This window comes from Nostoc sp. (assembly GCF_036919815.1).
In the GTDB taxonomy this organism is placed as follows: domain Bacteria; phylum Cyanobacteriota; class Cyanobacteriia; order Cyanobacteriales; family Nostocaceae; genus Nostoc.
Window position 1 is genome coordinate 16,939 of record NZ_JBALCE010000051.1, and the last position, 17,945, is coordinate 34,883.

Annotated in this window: 13 protein-coding genes and 2 pseudogenes; 7 read left to right on the forward strand and 8 right to left on the reverse strand. The window is 42.2% G+C overall.

The window, feature by feature from the left end; all coding sequences use genetic code 11:
- Nucleotides 1-203: 203 nt before the first annotated feature.
- The 3 genes and pseudogenes from V7K15_RS12760 to V7K15_RS12770 form a co-directional block, all read right to left on the reverse strand.
- Nucleotides 204-830 (reverse strand): annotated as a pseudogene (locus tag V7K15_RS12760) (hypothetical protein).
- A gap of 102 nt (nucleotides 831-932) precedes the next feature.
- Nucleotides 933-2,231: a HEAT repeat domain-containing protein gene (locus tag V7K15_RS12765; RefSeq protein WP_334905866.1), complete on the reverse strand. Its 1,299-nt coding sequence runs from the start codon at nucleotides 2,229-2,231 to the stop codon at nucleotides 933-935.
- A gap of 35 nt (nucleotides 2,232-2,266) precedes the next feature.
- Nucleotides 2,267-2,680 carry a QcrA and Rieske domain-containing protein gene (locus tag V7K15_RS12770; RefSeq protein ID WP_334905867.1) on the reverse strand — a complete coding sequence of 138 codons (414 nt, stop codon included), beginning with the start codon at nucleotides 2,678-2,680 and terminating at the stop codon, nucleotides 2,267-2,269.
- 439 nt (nucleotides 2,681-3,119) lie between these two features.
- On the opposite strand from V7K15_RS12770, the gene V7K15_RS12775 reads away from it, so the two are divergent.
- Nucleotides 3,120-4,718 (forward strand): ferredoxin--nitrite reductase, encoded by a 1,599-nt coding sequence (locus V7K15_RS12775; RefSeq protein WP_334905868.1) that lies wholly within the window; start codon nucleotides 3,120-3,122, stop codon nucleotides 4,716-4,718.
- 123 nt (nucleotides 4,719-4,841) lie between these two features.
- Here the strand turns inward: V7K15_RS12775 and V7K15_RS12780 are convergent, their stop codons facing one another.
- Nucleotides 4,842-5,078 carry a hypothetical protein gene (locus V7K15_RS12780; protein WP_334905869.1) on the reverse strand — a complete coding sequence of 79 codons (237 nt, stop codon included), beginning with the start codon at nucleotides 5,076-5,078 and terminating at the stop codon, nucleotides 4,842-4,844.
- Between the two features lie 14 nt (nucleotides 5,079-5,092).
- On the opposite strand from V7K15_RS12780, the gene V7K15_RS12785 reads away from it, so the two are divergent.
- From V7K15_RS12785 to V7K15_RS12805, 5 genes and pseudogenes are all read left to right on the forward strand, one after another.
- Nucleotides 5,093-6,595, forward strand: coding sequence for a NarK family nitrate/nitrite MFS transporter (locus V7K15_RS12785; protein ID WP_334905870.1), 1,503 nt, complete (start codon nucleotides 5,093-5,095; stop codon nucleotides 6,593-6,595).
- A 440-nt stretch (nucleotides 6,596-7,035) separates the two neighbouring features.
- Nucleotides 7,036-7,284 (forward strand): annotated as a pseudogene (locus V7K15_RS12790) (molybdopterin dinucleotide binding domain-containing protein); the annotation flags it as partial.
- 279 nt (nucleotides 7,285-7,563) lie between these two features.
- The gene (locus V7K15_RS12795; protein WP_334905871.1) at nucleotides 7,564-8,022 is read left to right on the forward strand and encodes a phosphate-starvation-inducible PsiE family protein; all 459 of its coding nucleotides are present in this window, start codon (nucleotides 7,564-7,566) and stop codon (nucleotides 8,020-8,022) included.
- Between the two features lie 133 nt (nucleotides 8,023-8,155).
- Nucleotides 8,156-8,608 (forward strand): nitrate reductase associated protein, encoded by a 453-nt coding sequence (locus V7K15_RS12800; RefSeq protein WP_334905872.1) that lies wholly within the window; start codon nucleotides 8,156-8,158, stop codon nucleotides 8,606-8,608.
- Between the two features lie 463 nt (nucleotides 8,609-9,071).
- Nucleotides 9,072-10,454, forward strand: coding sequence for a PrsW family glutamic-type intramembrane protease (locus V7K15_RS12805; protein ID WP_334905873.1), 1,383 nt, complete (start codon nucleotides 9,072-9,074; stop codon nucleotides 10,452-10,454).
- Nucleotides 10,455-10,895: 441 nt separating this feature from the next.
- Here the strand turns inward: V7K15_RS12805 and V7K15_RS12810 are convergent, their stop codons facing one another.
- From V7K15_RS12810 to V7K15_RS12825, 4 genes are all read right to left on the reverse strand, one after another.
- Complete coding sequence (locus tag V7K15_RS12810) at nucleotides 10,896-11,543, reverse strand: hypothetical protein (RefSeq protein WP_334905874.1); 648 nt, start codon at nucleotides 11,541-11,543, stop codon at nucleotides 10,896-10,898.
- Nucleotides 11,544-11,664: 121 nt separating this feature from the next.
- Complete coding sequence (locus tag V7K15_RS12815) at nucleotides 11,665-13,245, reverse strand: CHAT domain-containing protein (RefSeq protein ID WP_334905875.1); 1,581 nt, start codon at nucleotides 13,243-13,245, stop codon at nucleotides 11,665-11,667.
- 347 nt (nucleotides 13,246-13,592) lie between these two features.
- The gene (locus V7K15_RS12820) at nucleotides 13,593-15,869 is read right to left on the reverse strand and encodes a protein phosphatase 2C domain-containing protein (protein ID WP_334905876.1); all 2,277 of its coding nucleotides are present in this window, start codon (nucleotides 15,867-15,869) and stop codon (nucleotides 13,593-13,595) included.
- A gap of 573 nt (nucleotides 15,870-16,442) precedes the next feature.
- Nucleotides 16,443-16,802, reverse strand: a complete 360-nt coding sequence (locus tag V7K15_RS12825) for an NAD(P)H-quinone oxidoreductase subunit M (RefSeq protein WP_334905877.1) — start codon at nucleotides 16,800-16,802, stop codon at nucleotides 16,443-16,445.
- Nucleotides 16,803-17,654: 852 nt separating this feature from the next.
- Between V7K15_RS12825 and V7K15_RS12830 the strand changes: the two genes are divergently transcribed.
- Nucleotides 17,655-17,939: an Npun_R1517 family heterocyst differentiation transcriptional regulator gene (locus V7K15_RS12830; RefSeq protein WP_334905878.1), complete on the forward strand. Its 285-nt coding sequence runs from the start codon at nucleotides 17,655-17,657 to the stop codon at nucleotides 17,937-17,939.
- Nucleotides 17,940-17,945 lie beyond the last annotated feature (6 nt).

Genomic DNA, 17,945 nt, shown 5'->3' on the forward strand with positions numbered 1-17,945 from the left:
TTTGTAATTAAAGGTTTGTAGTGAGGGCTTCACCCTTGACTACCAGGACTTACGCAAACAATAGCCAAAACCCCTATTTTCACGTAGGGGCAATTCATGAATTGCCCCTACGACGTGTACTTTTGCGTAAGTCCTAACTACGAGCCAATTTAATTATTTTTACATTGAGTAACATAGTTTGATTTATTATTGCCCACTTAGTTTTACAAACTGCTAGAGTTCCGCTCAACAATTCCGACTAAAATGTTCATTAAAGCTTCTAAATCATCGGGTAATGAATAAATTTTGATATCTTCTATAATTTGTTGGGCTTTAACATCAAGTCTCCCAAATCGCCAGACATCACCAATAGTAACGGCTCCATACTGAAAAGGCTGTTCTTCAATTTGGGATAGAGCAATTAATTGAGCGGCTAGTTGCGTAAATCCCCTGGTAATATCATCATTTTTTGCTTCCACAACTAAAAGGTTCTGGTCTGCACGAAGAAGATAATCAAGATTTCCTTTGAGCCACTTACTTACCATCAGTGGGTACTCAATTCGTAGCTGACAGTCACAATAGTATGTAGCAACTTCTAATAGAATTGGTGCAACCAAAGTTTCTCGACGTGCTGTTTCACTTGTCAAACTAACCCGTGGAAGCGTCCGTTCGATTCGGTCTTTTAATTCTTATAATCGGTCTAAAGGCTTTTGTGTTTTTGGTAGCGATAACCTTGATCGTACCAAAGCATAACCAAGCTCTGCTAAGATTTCTTCTGGCTCATAAGTCATTTCAAAATACGAGCGAAAGGTATATTCGCTATCTTCTTGAAGGATTTTAGGTTTTGCCATAATTCACTACAATCCCACATAATTAATTCTTATTCTGATTGTGGCTTACTTACGATGAATTAACTGATTAACCGCTAATAATTGGATACAAATACGCGAAAGTTACCACTCAGCTAAAGCGATCGCTATTCCTTGTTGTAAATCTGGTGTGAGTGTGGCGTTAGTTGCTAACTGCTGCAATTGTTGATGTGTGGCTTCAGCGTCTAAATTTTTCAGTGCTGCGATCGCATGTAATCTTACCGATGCATCAGAATCAGCTAGCAGTGAAATCAATGGTTCAATAGCTTGCATTTTGCCTAACTGTCCTAAAGACAAAGCGATCGCACTTTTAACGTTAGCAATCTCGGTGGCTGGATGTTGCGGGAGCAGTATTTGCAGTAAAATTTCTGCGGCTGGTGTCGTTAACTGCGGCTTTTGGACTCGCCCCAAAACTGTCACAATTTCTTGCCAAAGTGTCCCGGAAGTACTTTGATTAAGTGCTGTTTGCAAATATTCCAAACTCGATAATGTCCCCACCCAACTTAAAGCGCGAATGGTTTCTAATTGCAGCTTTATCGGTGTCTGAGGTAAAATCAGCAAATCAAATAAGTATTTGGCGGCATCATCACAACCCATCCGTGAAAGGGAAACTGCGGCTGCACAACAAACTTCAAGGTTAAAGTCGTAAAGCTTGGGTTGCAGTCTTGTTACTAAGTCTAATGTTTGGCGTAAGTCGGGGCGAAAACCTAAACCAAGGACTGCTGCACGCCTAACTGTGGCAGCTATATCATCCAAAGCATTTAACAATACTGGTGGTACACGTTCGTCATGAAAACTGCTGAGGGCTTCAATTGCGGCAGCGCGGATTGCTGCTTGTGGATCTTGGACTACACTCAATAACGGTGTGATGGTTTCTGGTTGCCGAATACAACAAAGCGATCGCACCGCTAAAAGCCGTGTATCATCATCTAATAGAAGTTCAGAGAGGGCAGGGATCGCAACAGTACCCATTTGCCCTAGTGCTGTAGCTGCGATCGGTTTGAGTTCTTCATCCTCATCAGTTTTCAATAATTCCACCAAAGACGCGATCGCTTTTGGGTGCTGGAATTCGCCCAAAGTCCTTGCTACATACCAGCGTAATTCTGATTCTGCATCTTCATCTTCTAATATGTCAATCAGTTCCGGTATGGCAATATTTCCCAAGTCAGTCAACACCTTGGTAATTTCCCAGCGCTGTTGAAAATCCCCCATCTCTAAGATTGAAAGTGCTAATTTCAGCAGATATTCTCGATTTTTAACTATCTCTGGATGTTCAGAATTTGCACCTAAAATTAATTGTTGCAAATATTGAATTAGGGATGACCAATCAGCTGCATTATATGCTGTCTGGGCTTCCACCAAAAGCTGGTTGATGTTACTCACAAGACTCTGTTTTAATTATTAATTTTCTGCCTTCATTACGTTGGTTTGACTACAACTGAATTACCCTCAATCTTGACGGCGTAAGTTTTTAGTGGGTTTGTCGCTGGGCCTTTTTGGACTTTGCCATCAACCCCATATTGTGAACCATGACAGGGACAAGCGAATTTTTTCGCCTCAGCTTTCCATCCCACCGTGCAACCTGCGTGAGTACAGGTAGGGTTAACAGCAGACAGATTTTTAGCTTTAGATGTGCCGATTACCAACACAGGTCCGACGGGTGAATTTTTCGCTAGTAATTGACCTGTTTTATCTAATTCTGCCGAGGTTCCCACTGTTTGCCAATCTCCAGATGCTGAAGTTGTCCCAGAAGAACAGGCTGCGATCGCTACAGGTAGAGAACTCACTATCAAACCCAAACCTACCCAATTAATAAAATCACGACGTTTCATAGCTGTTGAAATAATATCTAAGTTTTAACTAACACAATTTATTTGAAACACCCTTCATTAAGAGTTTTGCGTCGCTTATTGATCACTTTAATGCAAAAAATGCATACTTTTCATGCATTTTCAGCAATTTTACCAAAAAAGCGTAACAATTTATACGATTTTAACAGAAATCTCGCCTTAAGTTATGAGTATCGAAATTGTTACATGAACATTATCTAAACCTGCTTGACAAATTCCCAAGATGTAAATGGCGACAAGTTTTCCTTAACTAATCACGGATTTAGAGTTTCACTTTGGAATCCTCTTAAGTAAAAATAATCAGCCTTAAGCAAATATTAAGTTTTTGTTCCCTAACCCTCGCAGATACAACACCTGATGGAACTACGGGTTGATTGATGTTGGGCAATTATCACTACAAATTCTCACGAGAGTCAGCCTTATGACAGACACTGCAACTACCACCACCAGCCTGAATAAGTTCGAGAAGTTGAAAGCAGAAAAAGATGGACTCGCCATCAAGAGTGAGATAGAGAAATTTGCCGCCCTGGGCTGGGAAGCAATGAACGAAATAGATCGTGATCATCGACTCAAATGGGTGGGCGTATTTTTTCGCCCAGTTACCCCAGGTAAGTTTATGATGCGATTGCGGATGCCCAACGGGATTCTTACCAGCAGTCAAATGGGTGTTTTAGCTCAAGTGGTGCAGCGTTACGGAGATGATGGCTGTGCTGATATTACTACCAGACAGAATATTCAATTACGGGGGATTAGGATTGAAGATTTACCAGATATCTTTAATAGATTTGACGCAGTTGGTTTAACTACTGTCCAGTCAGGGATGGATAATGTCCGCAATATTACAGGTGATCCCGTGGCGGGGTTGGATGCAGATGAGTTGTACGACACGCGAGAGTTGGTACAGCAAATTCAAGATATGCTCACCAACAAAGGGGAAGGAAACCCAGAGTTTAGCAATTTACCACGGAAGTTTAATATTGCGATCGCAGGCGGACGAGACAATTCAGTTCACGCTGAAATCAACGATTTGGCTTTTATTCCAGCATTTCAAGAAGCAGGGGAGCAAAATTTAGCCCCTGGCCATTCCTATGAAAAAGTTTTCGGGTTTAACGTTTTAGTAGGTGGCTTTTTCTCAGCTAAACGTTGTGAAGCGGCGATTCCTCTCAATGCTTGGGTGGCTCCAGAAGATGTGGTAACTGTATGTAGAGCGGTTTTGGAAGTCTTTCGTGATCATGGGTTGCGTGCTAATCGGCAAAAATCCCGCTTAATGTGGCTAATTGATGAATGGGGTTTAGAAAAGTTTCGAGCAGAAGTAGAAAACCGTTTAGGTAAATCATTATTACCCGCAGCCGCAAAAGATGAAATCGACTGGGAAAAACGCGACCACATCGGGGTATATAAACAAAAACAACTAGGATTAAATTACGTAGGCTTGAACATTCCCGTCGGGCGACTGGATGCCGAAAATATGTTTGAAATTGCTCGTTTAGCGAGAGTTTATGGCAATGGCGAAATCCGTTTAACTGTTGAACAAAACATTGTTATCCCCAACATTTCTGACTCGCGTTTAGAGACATTTTTAACAGAGCCTTTGCTGAAAAGGTTTTCCATTGATCCTGGTTTACTGACGCGATCGCTAGTATCTTGCACAGGCGCACAATTTTGCAACTTTGCCCTCATCGAAACCAAAAACCGCGCCCTGGCAATGATTAAAGCCTTAGAAGAAGAGTTAACCTTCATCAATCCAGTGCGAATTCACTGGACAGGTTGCCCCAATTCCTGTGGACAGCCCCAAGTTGCAGACATTGGCTTGATGGGAACTAAAACTCGCAAAAATGGCAAAACCTTAGAAGGTGTTGACATATATATGGGCGGCAAAGTTGGCAAAGATGCCCATTTAGGAACGTGCGTTATTAAAGGCATACCATGCGAAGACTTAGAGCCAGTATTGCAAGATTTACTCATCAAAAACTTTGGGGCAAAACTCAAGCAGGAAGCCTTAGTAGTTAGTAATTGCTAGCGGTTATCAGAAGCATTGCAATACCGTTCGGAAAGATCCCCCCGCCTGTGGCGACCCCCTTAAAAAGGGGGTAAAGAGATATTAGCCCCCCTTTTTAAGGGGGGTTGGGGGGATCTCCGAACACTAAATATCACTAATCCAAGTGTATTGCCTTAAAAGCTCAATGTTTAGTCTCAAAGGTGCAACTTCCGAGTTCAAAGGTGCAACTTCCGAGTTCAAAGGCTCAACCTCCGAGTTCAAAGGTGCAACTTCCGAGTTCAAAGGTGCAACTTCCGAGTTCAAAGGCTCAACCTCCGAGTTCAAAGGCTCAACTTCCGAGTTCAAAGGCTCAACTCCGACTTTTCTCTGTGTTTTATTCAATTAGAAAGATTAGAATGCTTAAAAAATTATTTTCATTCAGCGATCGCTACCGCATCTTACATCAGACTTGGCTTGCTTTTTTTCTCACCTTTGTTTGTTGGTTTAACTTTGCTCCCTTCGCTACAACCATTGGCAGAGAGCTACATTTAGCGCCAGAGCAAATTAAAACTTTAGCTATCTGTAACCTTGCTCTCACAATTCCTGCACGGCTAATTATTGGGATGCTTCTGGATCGTTTTGGCCCCAGAATCACCTACTCAATGCTGTTGATGTTTGCGGTTGTTCCTTGTTTGGCGACGGCGCTAGCGCAAGATTTTAATCAATTAGTCATCAGTCGTTTGCTGATGGGAATTGTTGGATCTGGGTTTGTGGTTGGTATTCGGATGGTGGCGGAATGGTTCCAGCCGAAGGAGATGGGAATTGCTCAAGGTATTTATGGCGGCTGGGGTAACTTTGGGGCTTTTGGCGCAGAGTTTGCCTTACCGATGCTGGCAGTTTCTACTAGCTTTTTCGCTGGTGGTGCTTCTAACTGGAGGTTTGCGATCGCACTCACAGGGATCATTGCAGCCATCTACGGCGTAATTTATTACAATAGCGTCCAAGATACGCCCGCAGGGAAAGTCTACAAGAAACCTCAGAAGAATGGTTCTCTGGAAGTGACCAGTATTAAAAGCTTCTGGGCGATGATTGTCTCAAATTTTGGCTTGATTTTCGCCTTGGGTTTATTAGCTTGGCGCTTGGAACAAAAGAACATTCACTTCCTGACTCTGAGCCAAATGTATTTTACTTGGTTGCTATTAGCAGGATTGTTTGCTTATCAAAGTTACAAAGCTTGGGAGGTAAACGGAGAACTTCTAATTGGCAAGAAAACTTACGCTCCATCGGAACGCTTCCAGTTTGGTCAAGTAGCTTTACTCGAATTTACTTACATAACTAGCTTTGGTAGCGAACTAGCAGTTGTTTCTATGCTCCCAGCATTTTTTGAAAAAACCTTTGCTTTAGAGCATGTCGTCGCTGGGATGATTGCCGCTACCTATCCCTTCTTAAATTTGGTTTCTCGTCCTAGTGGTGGCTTAATTTCTGATAAACTTGGCTCACGTAAATGGACAATAACAATTATCACTGCTGGCATTGGTGTTAGTTATTTAATGGCACATTTTATTAGTAGTAGCTGGCCGATTCCGCTAGCGATCGCAGTTACAATGTTTGCCGCTTACTTTGCCCAAGCTGGCTGCGGTGCAACCTACAGCATCGTACCTCTAATTAAGAAAGAAGCCACTGGACAAATTGCCGGTAATGTAGGAGCTTACGGTAATTTTGGCGGCGTAGTTTACCTAACAATTTTTAGCTTAACCGACGCTCCCACACTATTTAGCACAATGGGTATAGCTGCACTAATCTGCGCTTTTATGTGTGCCTTCTTCCTCAAAGAACCAAAAGGTTCCTTTGCCGCTACTTATGAAGGTGAATTACCAGAAACTGCAACTAAAAACCCTATTTTATTAACCGAAGAATAATCAACCGAAGGATGAAGTAGTGAAATTAACTATCAGATTTAAATTAGGTAACTTTACACTTGATCCTTCTATAACAGTCCTCAATACAGTTAAGTTAAGCATTTCTTCCTTCTCTTCCTTCTCTTCCTTTGCGTACTTTGCGTACTTTGCGGTTCGTTAAAAAAAATGACTTTGACAAAGAGTTAAGCCTTAACCCAAGCGCATTGTTCTATAGCAGTCCTAATTCATAAAAATCTCTTTTTCTTCTCTCTGCGGTTCGATAAAATCAGCTTTTTAGCGATTTTTGCGTAAGTTCTATTTATGAAAAAACGAACCGCATACTCCTACGGAGAAGCAAGCTACGCGCAGCGTCTCGTTAGAGAAGGACGCAAAGGACACAAAGTAATAAGAGTTTCAAAGAGTTTTTCTGTAACACACAAAATTCTCAAACAGTCGCTACAAAAGCGAAGTTTCCTGCTAAAGTGACAAAAGCGATCGCGCCTGGTACAGTTTTTGTCCCCATGCACTGGGGTTCGCTGTGGGCAGACAATGCCGAAGCTAACGCCCTCACCCATCCAGAATCTTGCCCCGATTCGCTGCAACCAGAATTAAAAGCTTGTGCAGTGCAGCTAATACCAATTTTGGTAGAAGTTACAATCAAAAATCATCAACTCCAGTCCTCACAATCGTCAGCTGCAAAGTGTACCTAGAAAGTGGTAATTTCTAACCAGCAATAGGTAATTTTGTCAATAATCAATAGTCAATACTTATGATAATTTTTTATGACTCTCTACTTTTGACTGATACCAATTATCATATCTAAATAGGTAAAATCTCTAGTAACTAGAGGTTTTACTAACGTCGATTTTAATTATGGATAAAGAATAAAAAACAGAGAGAAAACTTACAAAGTATCGGCAAGGCATCTTTTTTTAATCCTCTAGATATATCTATGGGATTTTCTTTTATTTTAGAATCGGGTGCAGCATATGAAAAAACTACTGAGGCGAATTCTAGTAACTACCAGAGATGAGAATTTCATGCACGTTATCGAAAATATAGAAGTGCTAGTTTCTAAAGTTCTATCTATTTTTATGGTAATTGTAATTTTGGTAGCGAGCGCAAATTTAGGAATATTTATTTTTAGAGAGTTATTTACAGTGCCTTATGGTACATTTAACACAACCTTATATAAAATTTTCGGTTTATTTTTAAATATTTTAATTGCTTTAGAGATTTTAGAAAATATTACAGCCTATTTACGAAAACACGTTTTTCAGGTTGAATTAGTCATTGTTACTTCTTTAATTGCTGTAGCCAGAAAAATTATTCTTCTTGACTTTGACAAGGTTGGAGGTCTTGATATAATTGGTCTAGGTATAGCTATTTTGTCCCTATCAATTAGTTATTTAATAATTCGGATCAGTAATTCCAAAGATGCAAGTTAAACAAAAGATCCAACAAAATATTGTGGATTTAAAAACATTTTTTCCCATTCTTTACTCCCCATGCTCACCCGGCAACTTTGGGTTTTTCGAGCAACAGCATAAATTTTGAATTTAGAATTTGGAGAGAAGCGACGTGACAGATTTCTTTGAATTTGAAGCAGACTTTGTTGATTCTTTGCGTTGCATCCCCATGCAGGTGCGTTGCAAATTAGATACCTGTGGCATCAAGCTAAAATTGTCTGATTGGAATCAAATGACTACAGCCGAGCGTCAAGCTTTAGTCGAATTACCTTGCACTACAGAAACCGAAATTCAGTCTTACGGCAACTATATCCAGGAGTTAATTGTACAACGCACAGGTATACCAGCAACAAAATTGCCCATTGAGCCTCATCCCGCATGGCTAGACTCTGCCACTGTACCAGCCAGCCTTCAGGAAAAAGCTCAAGAAATAGGTGTAACCCTGACACAGCAACATTGGGCAGCTTTAACGCCTTTACAGCGTTTTGCCTTGATTAAACTCAGCCACCCAGGACATGAAAACAAAAATTTTCCTACAGCGATCGCAGAATTTCATTTACTTTAATTAGTCAATAGTCATTAACAATCGCCTAGCGTGCCTTTGCCACTCCTTCGCAATTTTTCACTCGATTTCTACTAAGACAAAACTAGTCAATTATCATCGGCAAAAATAACTGACAACAGACGACTGAAAATTATATATTTTGGGAATCAAACTAAATGCAGTAAAAACTACTATTTTTTGATAAATTGTCGTGTGTTTAATTTAGCACTTAGAGTATTAAAAGTACACTACCGATACAATCGGATTCATCTGCGTAACAAGCCAAGTTGAGGACAAACTATCACTAGATCGAATACTTATTCACATTAGGTAAAAGAATTTGAAATTTTGCATCTGGAAATTTTAAATTTCTTAGCAGGAAGTGAAGCTATAGTGGATTTAGCAATGCTGCTGTTAATGTGGCTAAGGTTAGTCCTGCTGCCAAATTATGTGAAGAATTAGTTTAGAAACGCACTTCTTATCGATGACAGGCAAAAACGCAAGACATAATGCATTTCTGCGGCTAGTGTCTGGTAATGGGGCAGATTTGGGATCAGAATCTCGCTACTCGCTGCCCCCCAGTAAAGAAATGGTAATTGGACGCGATCCCAGCTGCCAAGTTGTCTTGGATGCCATGACCTACCGAATGGTATCTCGTCGTCATGCGGTGGTTCGTCCCCTTTCTCTATCTCCAGATAGCAAATTCAGCTGGGTGTTGTGTGATTTGAATAGTGCTAATGGTACTTATTTGAATGGACAACGCTTGTATGAATGTCAGGAATTGCACCCAGGCGATCGCATTTCTCTCGGTGCTGATGGCCCACAATACGTTTTTGAGTACGAGTTTACCTCAGTGACGCCGGCCACGACAGTTAACCAACTTACACCATTACCTTCGGCGACGAACTACCACAACCACACGCAATTAAAGCAGCCAGATTCTGTTAGCTTTACCCAGCTTTTCCCGATTATTTCCACTGGTAAAGATTTAACTCGGAAAGCTTACCTCATACCGGGAATACTGACCGTAATCTTTGTAGTGTTAATGTTTGCTACAGTCGGTCAGCCCCAAGCTAATCAAGTTATTGTCGCAACTTACATCGCCTTCGCTGCCTACTATTTTGTTTACCAACTTTGCGGAAAACAGAAGCCTTGGTGGGTGCTAATAGCTGCGGCGTTGGGTACGATGCTGATTTTGCTCAGTCCAGTGTTGGGTTTATTTATCTTCGTGTTTCGCGGCATCCTACCTGGAAACTTGCCCTCGTCCCAAGAATCTATTACCTTCACAGAGTTACTGGTGCGGATGTTTTTTGGCGCTGGCTTGATGGAGGAATTACTCAAGGCATTGCCTGTACTAGGGGCTTTTGCCATCGGTAGAATGTTGTCTTCACCTTGGCGGGAACGTATAGGGGTTTGGGAACCTCTAGATGGTATTCTCCTGGGAACAGCTTCTGCTGTGGGCTTCACTCTCTTGGAAACTCTCGGACAATATGTGCCAGATATTACTCAAAATATATCGCAACAGGTGGGTACAGGGGCTGCGGGTCAACTGGCGGGTTTACAACTGCTAATTCCGCGAATTTTAGGCTCTGTAGCCGGACACATGGCTTATAGTGGCTATTTGGGTTATTTTATCGGGTTAGCTGTCCTCAAACCGAGGAGAAGTTGGCAAATTCTTTCTATTGGTTATCTTAGTGCCTCTGCGCTCCATGCTTTGTGGAATGCTACAGGATCAATCAATGCCTTGCTGTTGGTCGTTGTTGGGGTATTATCTTACGCCTTTTTGATGGCGGCAATTCTCAAGGCACGGGCGCTATCACCGACGCGATCGCAAAATTTTGCTACCCGATTTATTGGCCCAAAATAAGAATTCAAAATTGTACCCTTACTCTTAAGCAAGCTACGCGTGGTCACTGAGCAGTTCGACAAGCTCACTGTGCCACCTTGCCGTACCACTTCCCTGCGGGACGCTGCGCGAACGTGGAAGCAAGCTACGCGCAGCGTCTCGTAGAGAAGTGTAGCATCTCGTAGAAAAGAAAATGACAGTATTTATCTCTTGGGATAGATGGCCTAGTTTGAATATCAGCGTATCGTGAATTCATTCTGGGTTAACTATACCTACAAAAATAAAAATCATTAAGCTTGTTGCAAAAGTCTTGATTTTTGACTCTCCGTAAGGCAAACCAATATCTTTGCAAGATATGCCTCTGAACAGAGTAAGTGCAAAAGGCGAGCTTATGCGAACACAACCCATGATCAAAATTTTAGCTTTCTCTATTTTTCCTCTCACTTGTCACCTGTTGCCGATTTATGGTTCCGACTGAGACTTGTTGAGTTGAGTCAAAGCATAGGAAGCGATCGCTAAACTAAGCTTTGCCTTCTCTACTTCTGATAAAGCTGTCCACTCACTATTTTGAAAATTACTCATCGCCGATGCCGCGTTTTGCGATTCGCTACTTCGCATCGCGTAAGTAAAAGGACGAGCCAAAACTAAAAGATCCTCTGTTCCCCAAGTTGGTAGCACTGTCTGAACGCACTCAACCAGTTGCTCACCGATTAATTGTCCAGCAGCAAATATCTCAGCAGCTTTGCTAGCGATCGCGTTGAGCAATACTTGGGGGACAGAGGCAGAAAAAGTAGTACGTAATGTTTCTTGAAGATTAACCACTACTGCCTGTTGTTGGCTGTGATTGTCGTCTGGTGTAGAAGCAATACCAGACCAAAGTGTGTCTAGATGGCTGTAAAAATCTGGCGATTGCCTCGTCAGTTCTTCCTCAAGGAAATCTGGCATTCCGAACTGTTGTTCTAGTTCCTGAAAATAAGCTTCTGATTGCTCATCACCTGGATTCCAGGGATAGGTAGCATCCTCTGGTTCTAATAAGGCTTTTAAAAACTCTAATTCTATTTGAGATGGCAAAGAAGAGAAAGTCTCTGAGCCGTTAATTTTTTTAGCCATTTTTTATGCCTCAATATTATATGGTAGTATTGATAACTACAATTCCTCAGAAGAGATTTCCGCAAAAACAGATTTCAAAAGCTGATGCTCAACATCAAAATCCATTTCTGCGATCGCTCTACTAGGAGTCCTGAATAATAAACTCCCAAGTTTCACCTCTGGCACTTCCAAACTTTAACTGCATCCCCGATTTCAAGGGGACTTCCTCTCGGAGGATTTGTTGCCAACCATTAAGTCCTAAAAACCAGGTTGTGCCGTAGGTGGAAAAATCTTGCAAGTAATAAGTTCGCATGAATGTAGCATCAGTAACAGTATTACGGCAGAAGATTTCGGCGTGGCGTTTGGATACAGATGGTTCGGGGATGACAATATCATTGTCGTTTGTGCGACCGATGCGGGTAACTCCATAACGCAACAACCAGGTTTTACCTTTTGGAGTCAGCGATCGCAAAGAAGCAGTTAGAAGCGGGGAACCTAGATCAGGAATGGCTGTGTCTGGTATTTCCGTAATACCTTCATCCAGATTCTTAATGAGTTCGCCATTAAAATCTGGATGCAGGTAGAGCACAGGCAAAGTCCAAGCCGGCTGATTAAATTTATACAATGTTAACAACTCTTGCCTAGCTTGTGCTACGGCTTCATCAATTGGTTTGTGCGATCGCAAAGCTTTGGTAAAGGCTTGAATAAAACTGTGGCTTTCGTGGTCAGCAATTTCATCGCGCATTCCCAAAACCGCAGGCACACCATGACGAATTAGTACTTCTGCTAAACTGCTGGTAGGTATGGCTTGATGATTCCTAGCAGCCGGTTGTGCGCCCCAACAGGCGTTAAAAACCGCTAGTTTCACACCTGTACGGGTGAGTACTTGCGCTAATTCTATCCCATTTAGGGGCATATCTGGTCGCAAAAATAGTAAGCCCCCATCTGGGTCTGGCAAACCATGTCCAGCGTAAAAGAAAACATTGTATGCTTTGGTTTCTAATTCATCAATCAACTGCTGGGGAGTTGGTTGTAAGAGTTGATTCACTATACAAGGTGCATATCTTTGGGAATTACTACCCACGGACGTATCTGCAAGAATTTGCTGTAAGATTGCAGCTTCTTGTTCCAGTTGCAGGTTTTGATCATGACCTAAAACCAGCAGGATAGTTAAAGCTTTGTCAGTTCCCAAATCCGGTAAGGCGTCAACTTCAGTGCTGGTGCGACTAAATAGCAAATCTGGGGAGAGAGACATAGCCGATTGACCCGGCTCAGACTGCATAATTTCCCAAGGGAAAGCGATAAGATTTGGGTCACGAATTTCTAGTCGAAAGCGCAAACGTGTATGCTGACCCATTGCAATACCGCGACTACGTTCTAGACTACCGAGAATTTGTCCGTCGAATACCCAGCGCCATAAATTCATTCCCAAGTATTGCATCAGACGACTGCTGTAGGGACTAGTGGTTTCACCTGAAGGGGGTGAAATCCAATCTATGGGCAATGGGTTGGCTTTTTGAGATATTGAGTTTGAGGAAATATCGAGGTGACTATGACCAGCAAACATCTGTTGCCATTCTTGCCAGACTTGGGTGAGTTCAGCAGGCCATACACAGTCACGTAAAACGTAGCCACTGGGATAGGGAGCCTCGACCACCCAAATGGCGAAGTTGTCAGTGCCAGTGTTTAAAAGACGGGCGATCGCCAAATTCAGGGATGGCATGGATTCATTAAATTAAAAGCTTAAAATAAATAATTTCAAATAACAATTCTCCAAAGTGAAAATTTTCTACTTTTTGACCTTGTAAATTTTTACTCTGGTTGTTACCTGTTATTATTCCAGGTTTTTACAAGTTTATCGAGCTGTTAAGGACTGACAAATAAAAAAATACTCAACTATTGCTTGTGGGGTGGGCAGCGTTCGACTGAGCGCTCACGCCGTACCCCTCCGGGGAAGCAAGCTACGCGTAGCGTCCCGCAGGGAAAGTCTTGCCCGCCTTTTGCTATGGGCGCTCGTGTCGCCCACCCCACAAGTAGTAGTAATTTATTTATTGGAAATCCCTTATTTGATTAAGTTGGACTGGTGTCAGGTGCAGTTGGTTGAGTAACTGGCGGTTGCGTGACACTTCTACATGGATTTGGTGCGTCTGATTGTAAAACAGAGACGCCAAAACTCTTCAATTGGGACAAGTTCAGCGATAGTGTTGCTGGCAAAGGTTTTGGATTTTGGGGAACCGAGATAATTACTGCTGGGTTATTAGTATTAGCTGAACTTTGTGTGCTTTTATTGGCACAGACTCGCATAGACACCGAAAAATCCTCAGAAGCAGGTTGGGGATTTGATTTTTTCTGAATAACTTCTAAAAAAGTCCCACGGGGAAGTGATTGGTTGTTTCCGAAGGGGATTTCTTTGTTGGTTTTAATTACCCAACCAGGAGAAAGGTTAGCAAGCGATCGCGCTGTGGGTGTCGCTTCGATGGTAGGATTTAGAGTTGGTGTGGGATTGGAAACAAGTGGAAATATCCCTGATGGCGATCGCAGTTGCTTCACGAAGAATCCTAAAGTCCCTGCTGCGATCACAAATATTAACGGAACTATCCACTGTAGCGGCAATTGGCGAGTTTTGATCGGCTCCTTTTCGGGAATCACCTGAGTTTTATGGTTTGCGCTACCTAAAAGTGTCGGATCTGTCGCTCTGGACGGGAAATCAATAGCTTTCGGGGAATAACTCTCTGTAATCACTGCTTTAATGGTGATTTCTGGTTCCCAGTATTGGACTTGATAGTGGACTAAAGCGACGGTGACATTATCGTGTCCATTTTTAGTATTAGCGATTTCGACTAATCTATCGGCAACATTTACTATATTTGTCTCCCCAAGCAGAATCGGTAAAATTTCTGTTTCCCAGCACTCCTCCACCCGATCAAAATCACTCAAACCATCGGATGTGAGCAGAAAAACAGCATCTTCATCGAGCATAAACCGTCCCGAAGTGGGATGCAATGAAGTGCTGGAACCCATCCCCAAAGCCTGAACCAGAGAGCCAGCAGCACTCTGTTGCACAGCCTCGCGGTAAATCGCATAACCTAGCCGCACTTCGCGGGAGGCGACATCATCATCAAGGGTAACTTGATAACAGCCGTGGCGTGTAATCCAGTAGGCACGACTATCACCAACATGGGTAATGTACATTTCGTGTGCAACAGGCAAGGCCATGACTAAAGTCGTACCCATGCGTTGACGCCCTTGGCGATTTTCAGCGTCATTGCGCTGACTAATTTTGTCGTTGGCAATTGCCACTGCCTTTTCTAGGTCATCAAGCAGCAGTGAAGGGTCTATGTGGTCGTAGGGAACTTTTGTTAGTTGCTGTACCTGCTGCTGAATCGTTTCAATCGCTAAATTTGAGGCGACATTGCCGCCCTCGTGTCCACCGATGCCATCACAGACAATTGCTAAGGCTGTTGGCTGGGGTGGTTTGCTGACCAGAATACCACTGGGTGGGCTACAGGCATCTTCGTTACGTTGGCGACTTGGGCCAGTCTCAGTTTTGGTGATAATTTTGATCGTAGGTGTTTGCGATCGCCCTAACCCAGCCAGTCCCCGATCTAAAACTCCGATTAATTGATCCGTTGAATTCATCTCTCCCTGAATTAAGGAAAGGCTAACCTGATCAACAAATTCAGCTATAGCTGGTTTGGTATCACTGACCAACTGCTGCCAAAATTCACCTAATTGGGGCAACTCTGGTGATGTTGCGACATCGAAACGCAAATCCAACAAACGTACTAATGATCCTTCTACCCGTAATACGTATGAGTCAAGTAAGCTAGAGGCGACACCTTCACTCGTCAGAGGTTGCCACAAATGAGCTATTTGCCATAACCAATTGAGTTGGCGCATTGATGTTGCATCACGCCAAGCGGTGGTTAACTCGCTACACAAATGCACTTGTTGGATTGTGTCATCTACTAATAGTGGCGGTTTTTCTAAGAGTAATATTTCTCGATGCTCAGTTCCGTCACCTACAAAAAGCACTCCATATAACTGCGGTACGTGTAAGCGGTAAGGAATAAGTCTCAAGTAAGCTTTGGGGATCTGGAGATTATCTAACTCAGGCGTTAGGGCTAATAAACCAGGCTTCGTATCTAAAAGAACAAATTTGTCAAGGACTAAATAGCGATCGGCTAATATTTCTCCAGGGCTACCCACACTCGGGCCATCTACCACAGCCCAGAGGTAATTTTTGGGTAGGGGCGTGGAACATCGCTGGCAAAACTTGTGAGTCAGGGGGTTAGCAGCCTGACAATTTTCATTTGGACAGTAGAGCGTTGCCGCGTCATTTTCCATAGTTTTCCCACCGATCAGCGATTGGCAATTTCTTTAACAGCATTAGTAGGGACAATCTAGACCGCTCATCTTTCTGAAATTTGACATACCCAGACTTTAGATGATGATTTTAGCTGGCGGATATCAGCAGGTGCTAATGCTTATTTATCCAAAGAATACGCTCCCAACTCAACCCGACAGCCTGATCATAGCTTCTATTGCTCTGTGACTCTCCATCAATAAAGCAACTAACTCCAACCCTGTCCCCAAAGCATAACCCAAGCATGACTATGTTATTTGCTTTTGCTGAATTACCCCATCATCAACAGACAGATAATGTTGGTATTTATTTAGTTTATAAGTAGGATAGCAACAATTAACTTTAATTAAGAATTAAGATAATTGAATATACTTTTGCCTAAAGTACCTGACGAATCAAGAAAACCTCTCTTCTTCATCTCTCTCCTTGTAGGAGAGAGACTTTGAATGTTCTTCCTTAGAGCGTCGGCAAGGGGGTTAGGTTTTTGTTTGGGCTGATTCCGGATGACCGGAATTGTCACAAGGGTTCAGCCAGCCCGCTACCAACTATTGAGCTTATTGTTTGTCGTCAATTGCAACTTGGGGGACTCCCATGCTGTAGTTAGTAACGCGGGCAGAGAGATTGTAGCTGAGTTCGCCGATTTGCAGGAGCGATCGCAGATAATGCTCTAAGTCTGACCCCACACGGCGTAAGTTATATTCTGTGAGGTCTACGCCACTAGATGCTTCTACTAGTTCATCAAATTTTCGGTAAACCTTTTGCAGCGCATCTTCATTCCAGTTAAATTCGTTATCTGGGTCAATATCTAAGGTTAAAACCTGTTGACTAGGAATCAGTTCGCCATCCCGGTCAATTTCGCCTGCAAAAATGCGGACATGCCGGGTTGTGGACTTGAGCAACATTGGGTTATCCATAAAAGGGTGTAAGTATTTGGGTGGATTACACTGAAATTATTGTAGACGTTATATCTGAAGCTTGAATGCTCTCAATTTACAGCAGCTTTGAACAGTTTCAAAAGAGTATATTGAATGGGCATAAGTAAAAATATCACCTGTACTGATTAACTTAATACTTCTGTTAAGAGTTGAAGACAAGGCTAACTGCTAGTACTGACAGTAGTCTAATTATTTTTCTGTAAAAATTACTGGCTAGAGTCTTTTTATTTAGGGTACTAATCTTACCTACTGCTAAGATTTTTGGATTCATCAAGCCCAAAAGACAGTAGGGGCAGGCACTTGGCAGGAATAATTTGATCTGAGTACATTTTTTAATGGAGAACAAAAATTTTTACTTTAATAATTATAATCAGAAATTTATTCGGAATTTGCTGCTGATAAAAACGTACATCAAGTAATTTTACGGAATAGCGCTACATCGACCACTGGCTTTAATAAACTCAAAAAACTTAAGCGGTTTTACTTACGTATAAACACCAAAATTAGAGTAACAAGTAAAACTCTTGTTGACGTTAACATAAAGTTGATGTAAAAAGGTTTAAAAAAGTCGAGCAACTTCTTACAGAAACTTTATTGTGTAGAATTTTAAAAACTGAATAATAGTTATGGCTTACCATAAGCTATATCTGGCACAGGAGCATCAAAATCTACCTTGAAAAAAAATACAGGAGAGTGAAATGGGATACAAAGGTGATTGATGAAGAAAAAGTCTTAATTGAAGCATTTTGGATTCAAAAAAGATATAAAGAATTTTGCTGGACATCTACCTCTTTAGCCTCATGACCACCAAGTAAAGGAATCTCAATAGCTATGAACTCCAAAGCATTACCACGCCAAATAAATAATCTCGAAGTAGGTGTTTATGAGTGCGAAATACATCTCAAATTCCGGTTGATTGAGGAAAAGAGTCTATTGGGCGATCGCGAACAACTATTACAGGTGTTACTTGATGCTTTAACCGAAGGTTCTGATGACTTTCTAGAGACGTTGCAAGCGTCCGTTAAAGCGCAGGAAGTGTCTGAGTTGAAAGCCTCACCTCAAATGCGGCGCCAGCTAATGCGCTTGCGTAATGCTGCTGAAAATACCCAAACTTAAAGGTGT

What these genes read in the sequence shown, in the direction of transcription:
- V7K15_RS12825 (WP_334905877.1), bottom strand. Translation starts at nt 16,802, where the DNA reads ATGGATAACCCAATGTTGCTCAAGTCCACAACCCGGCATGTCCGCATT.
- V7K15_RS12795 (WP_334905871.1), top strand. Translation starts at nt 7,564, where the DNA reads ATGAAAAAACTACTGAGGCGAATTCTAGTAACTACCAGAGATGAGAAT.
- V7K15_RS12810 (WP_334905874.1), bottom strand. Translation starts at nt 11,543, where the DNA reads ATGGCTAAAAAAATTAACGGCTCAGAGACTTTCTCTTCTTTGCCATCT.
- V7K15_RS12830 (WP_334905878.1), top strand. Translation starts at nt 17,655, where the DNA reads ATGAACTCCAAAGCATTACCACGCCAAATAAATAATCTCGAAGTAGGT.
- V7K15_RS12775 (WP_334905868.1), top strand. Translation starts at nt 3,120, where the DNA reads ATGACAGACACTGCAACTACCACCACCAGCCTGAATAAGTTCGAGAAG.
- V7K15_RS12820 (WP_334905876.1), bottom strand. Translation starts at nt 15,869, where the DNA reads ATGGAAAATGACGCGGCAACGCTCTACTGTCCAAATGAAAATTGTCAG.
- V7K15_RS12770 (WP_334905867.1), bottom strand. Translation starts at nt 2,680, where the DNA reads ATGAAACGTCGTGATTTTATTAATTGGGTAGGTTTGGGTTTGATAGTG.
- V7K15_RS12805 (WP_334905873.1), top strand. Translation starts at nt 9,072, where the DNA reads ATGACAGGCAAAAACGCAAGACATAATGCATTTCTGCGGCTAGTGTCT.
- V7K15_RS12815 (WP_334905875.1), bottom strand. Translation starts at nt 13,245, where the DNA reads ATGCCATCCCTGAATTTGGCGATCGCCCGTCTTTTAAACACTGGCACT.
- V7K15_RS12785 (WP_334905870.1), top strand. Translation starts at nt 5,093, where the DNA reads ATGCTTAAAAAATTATTTTCATTCAGCGATCGCTACCGCATCTTACAT.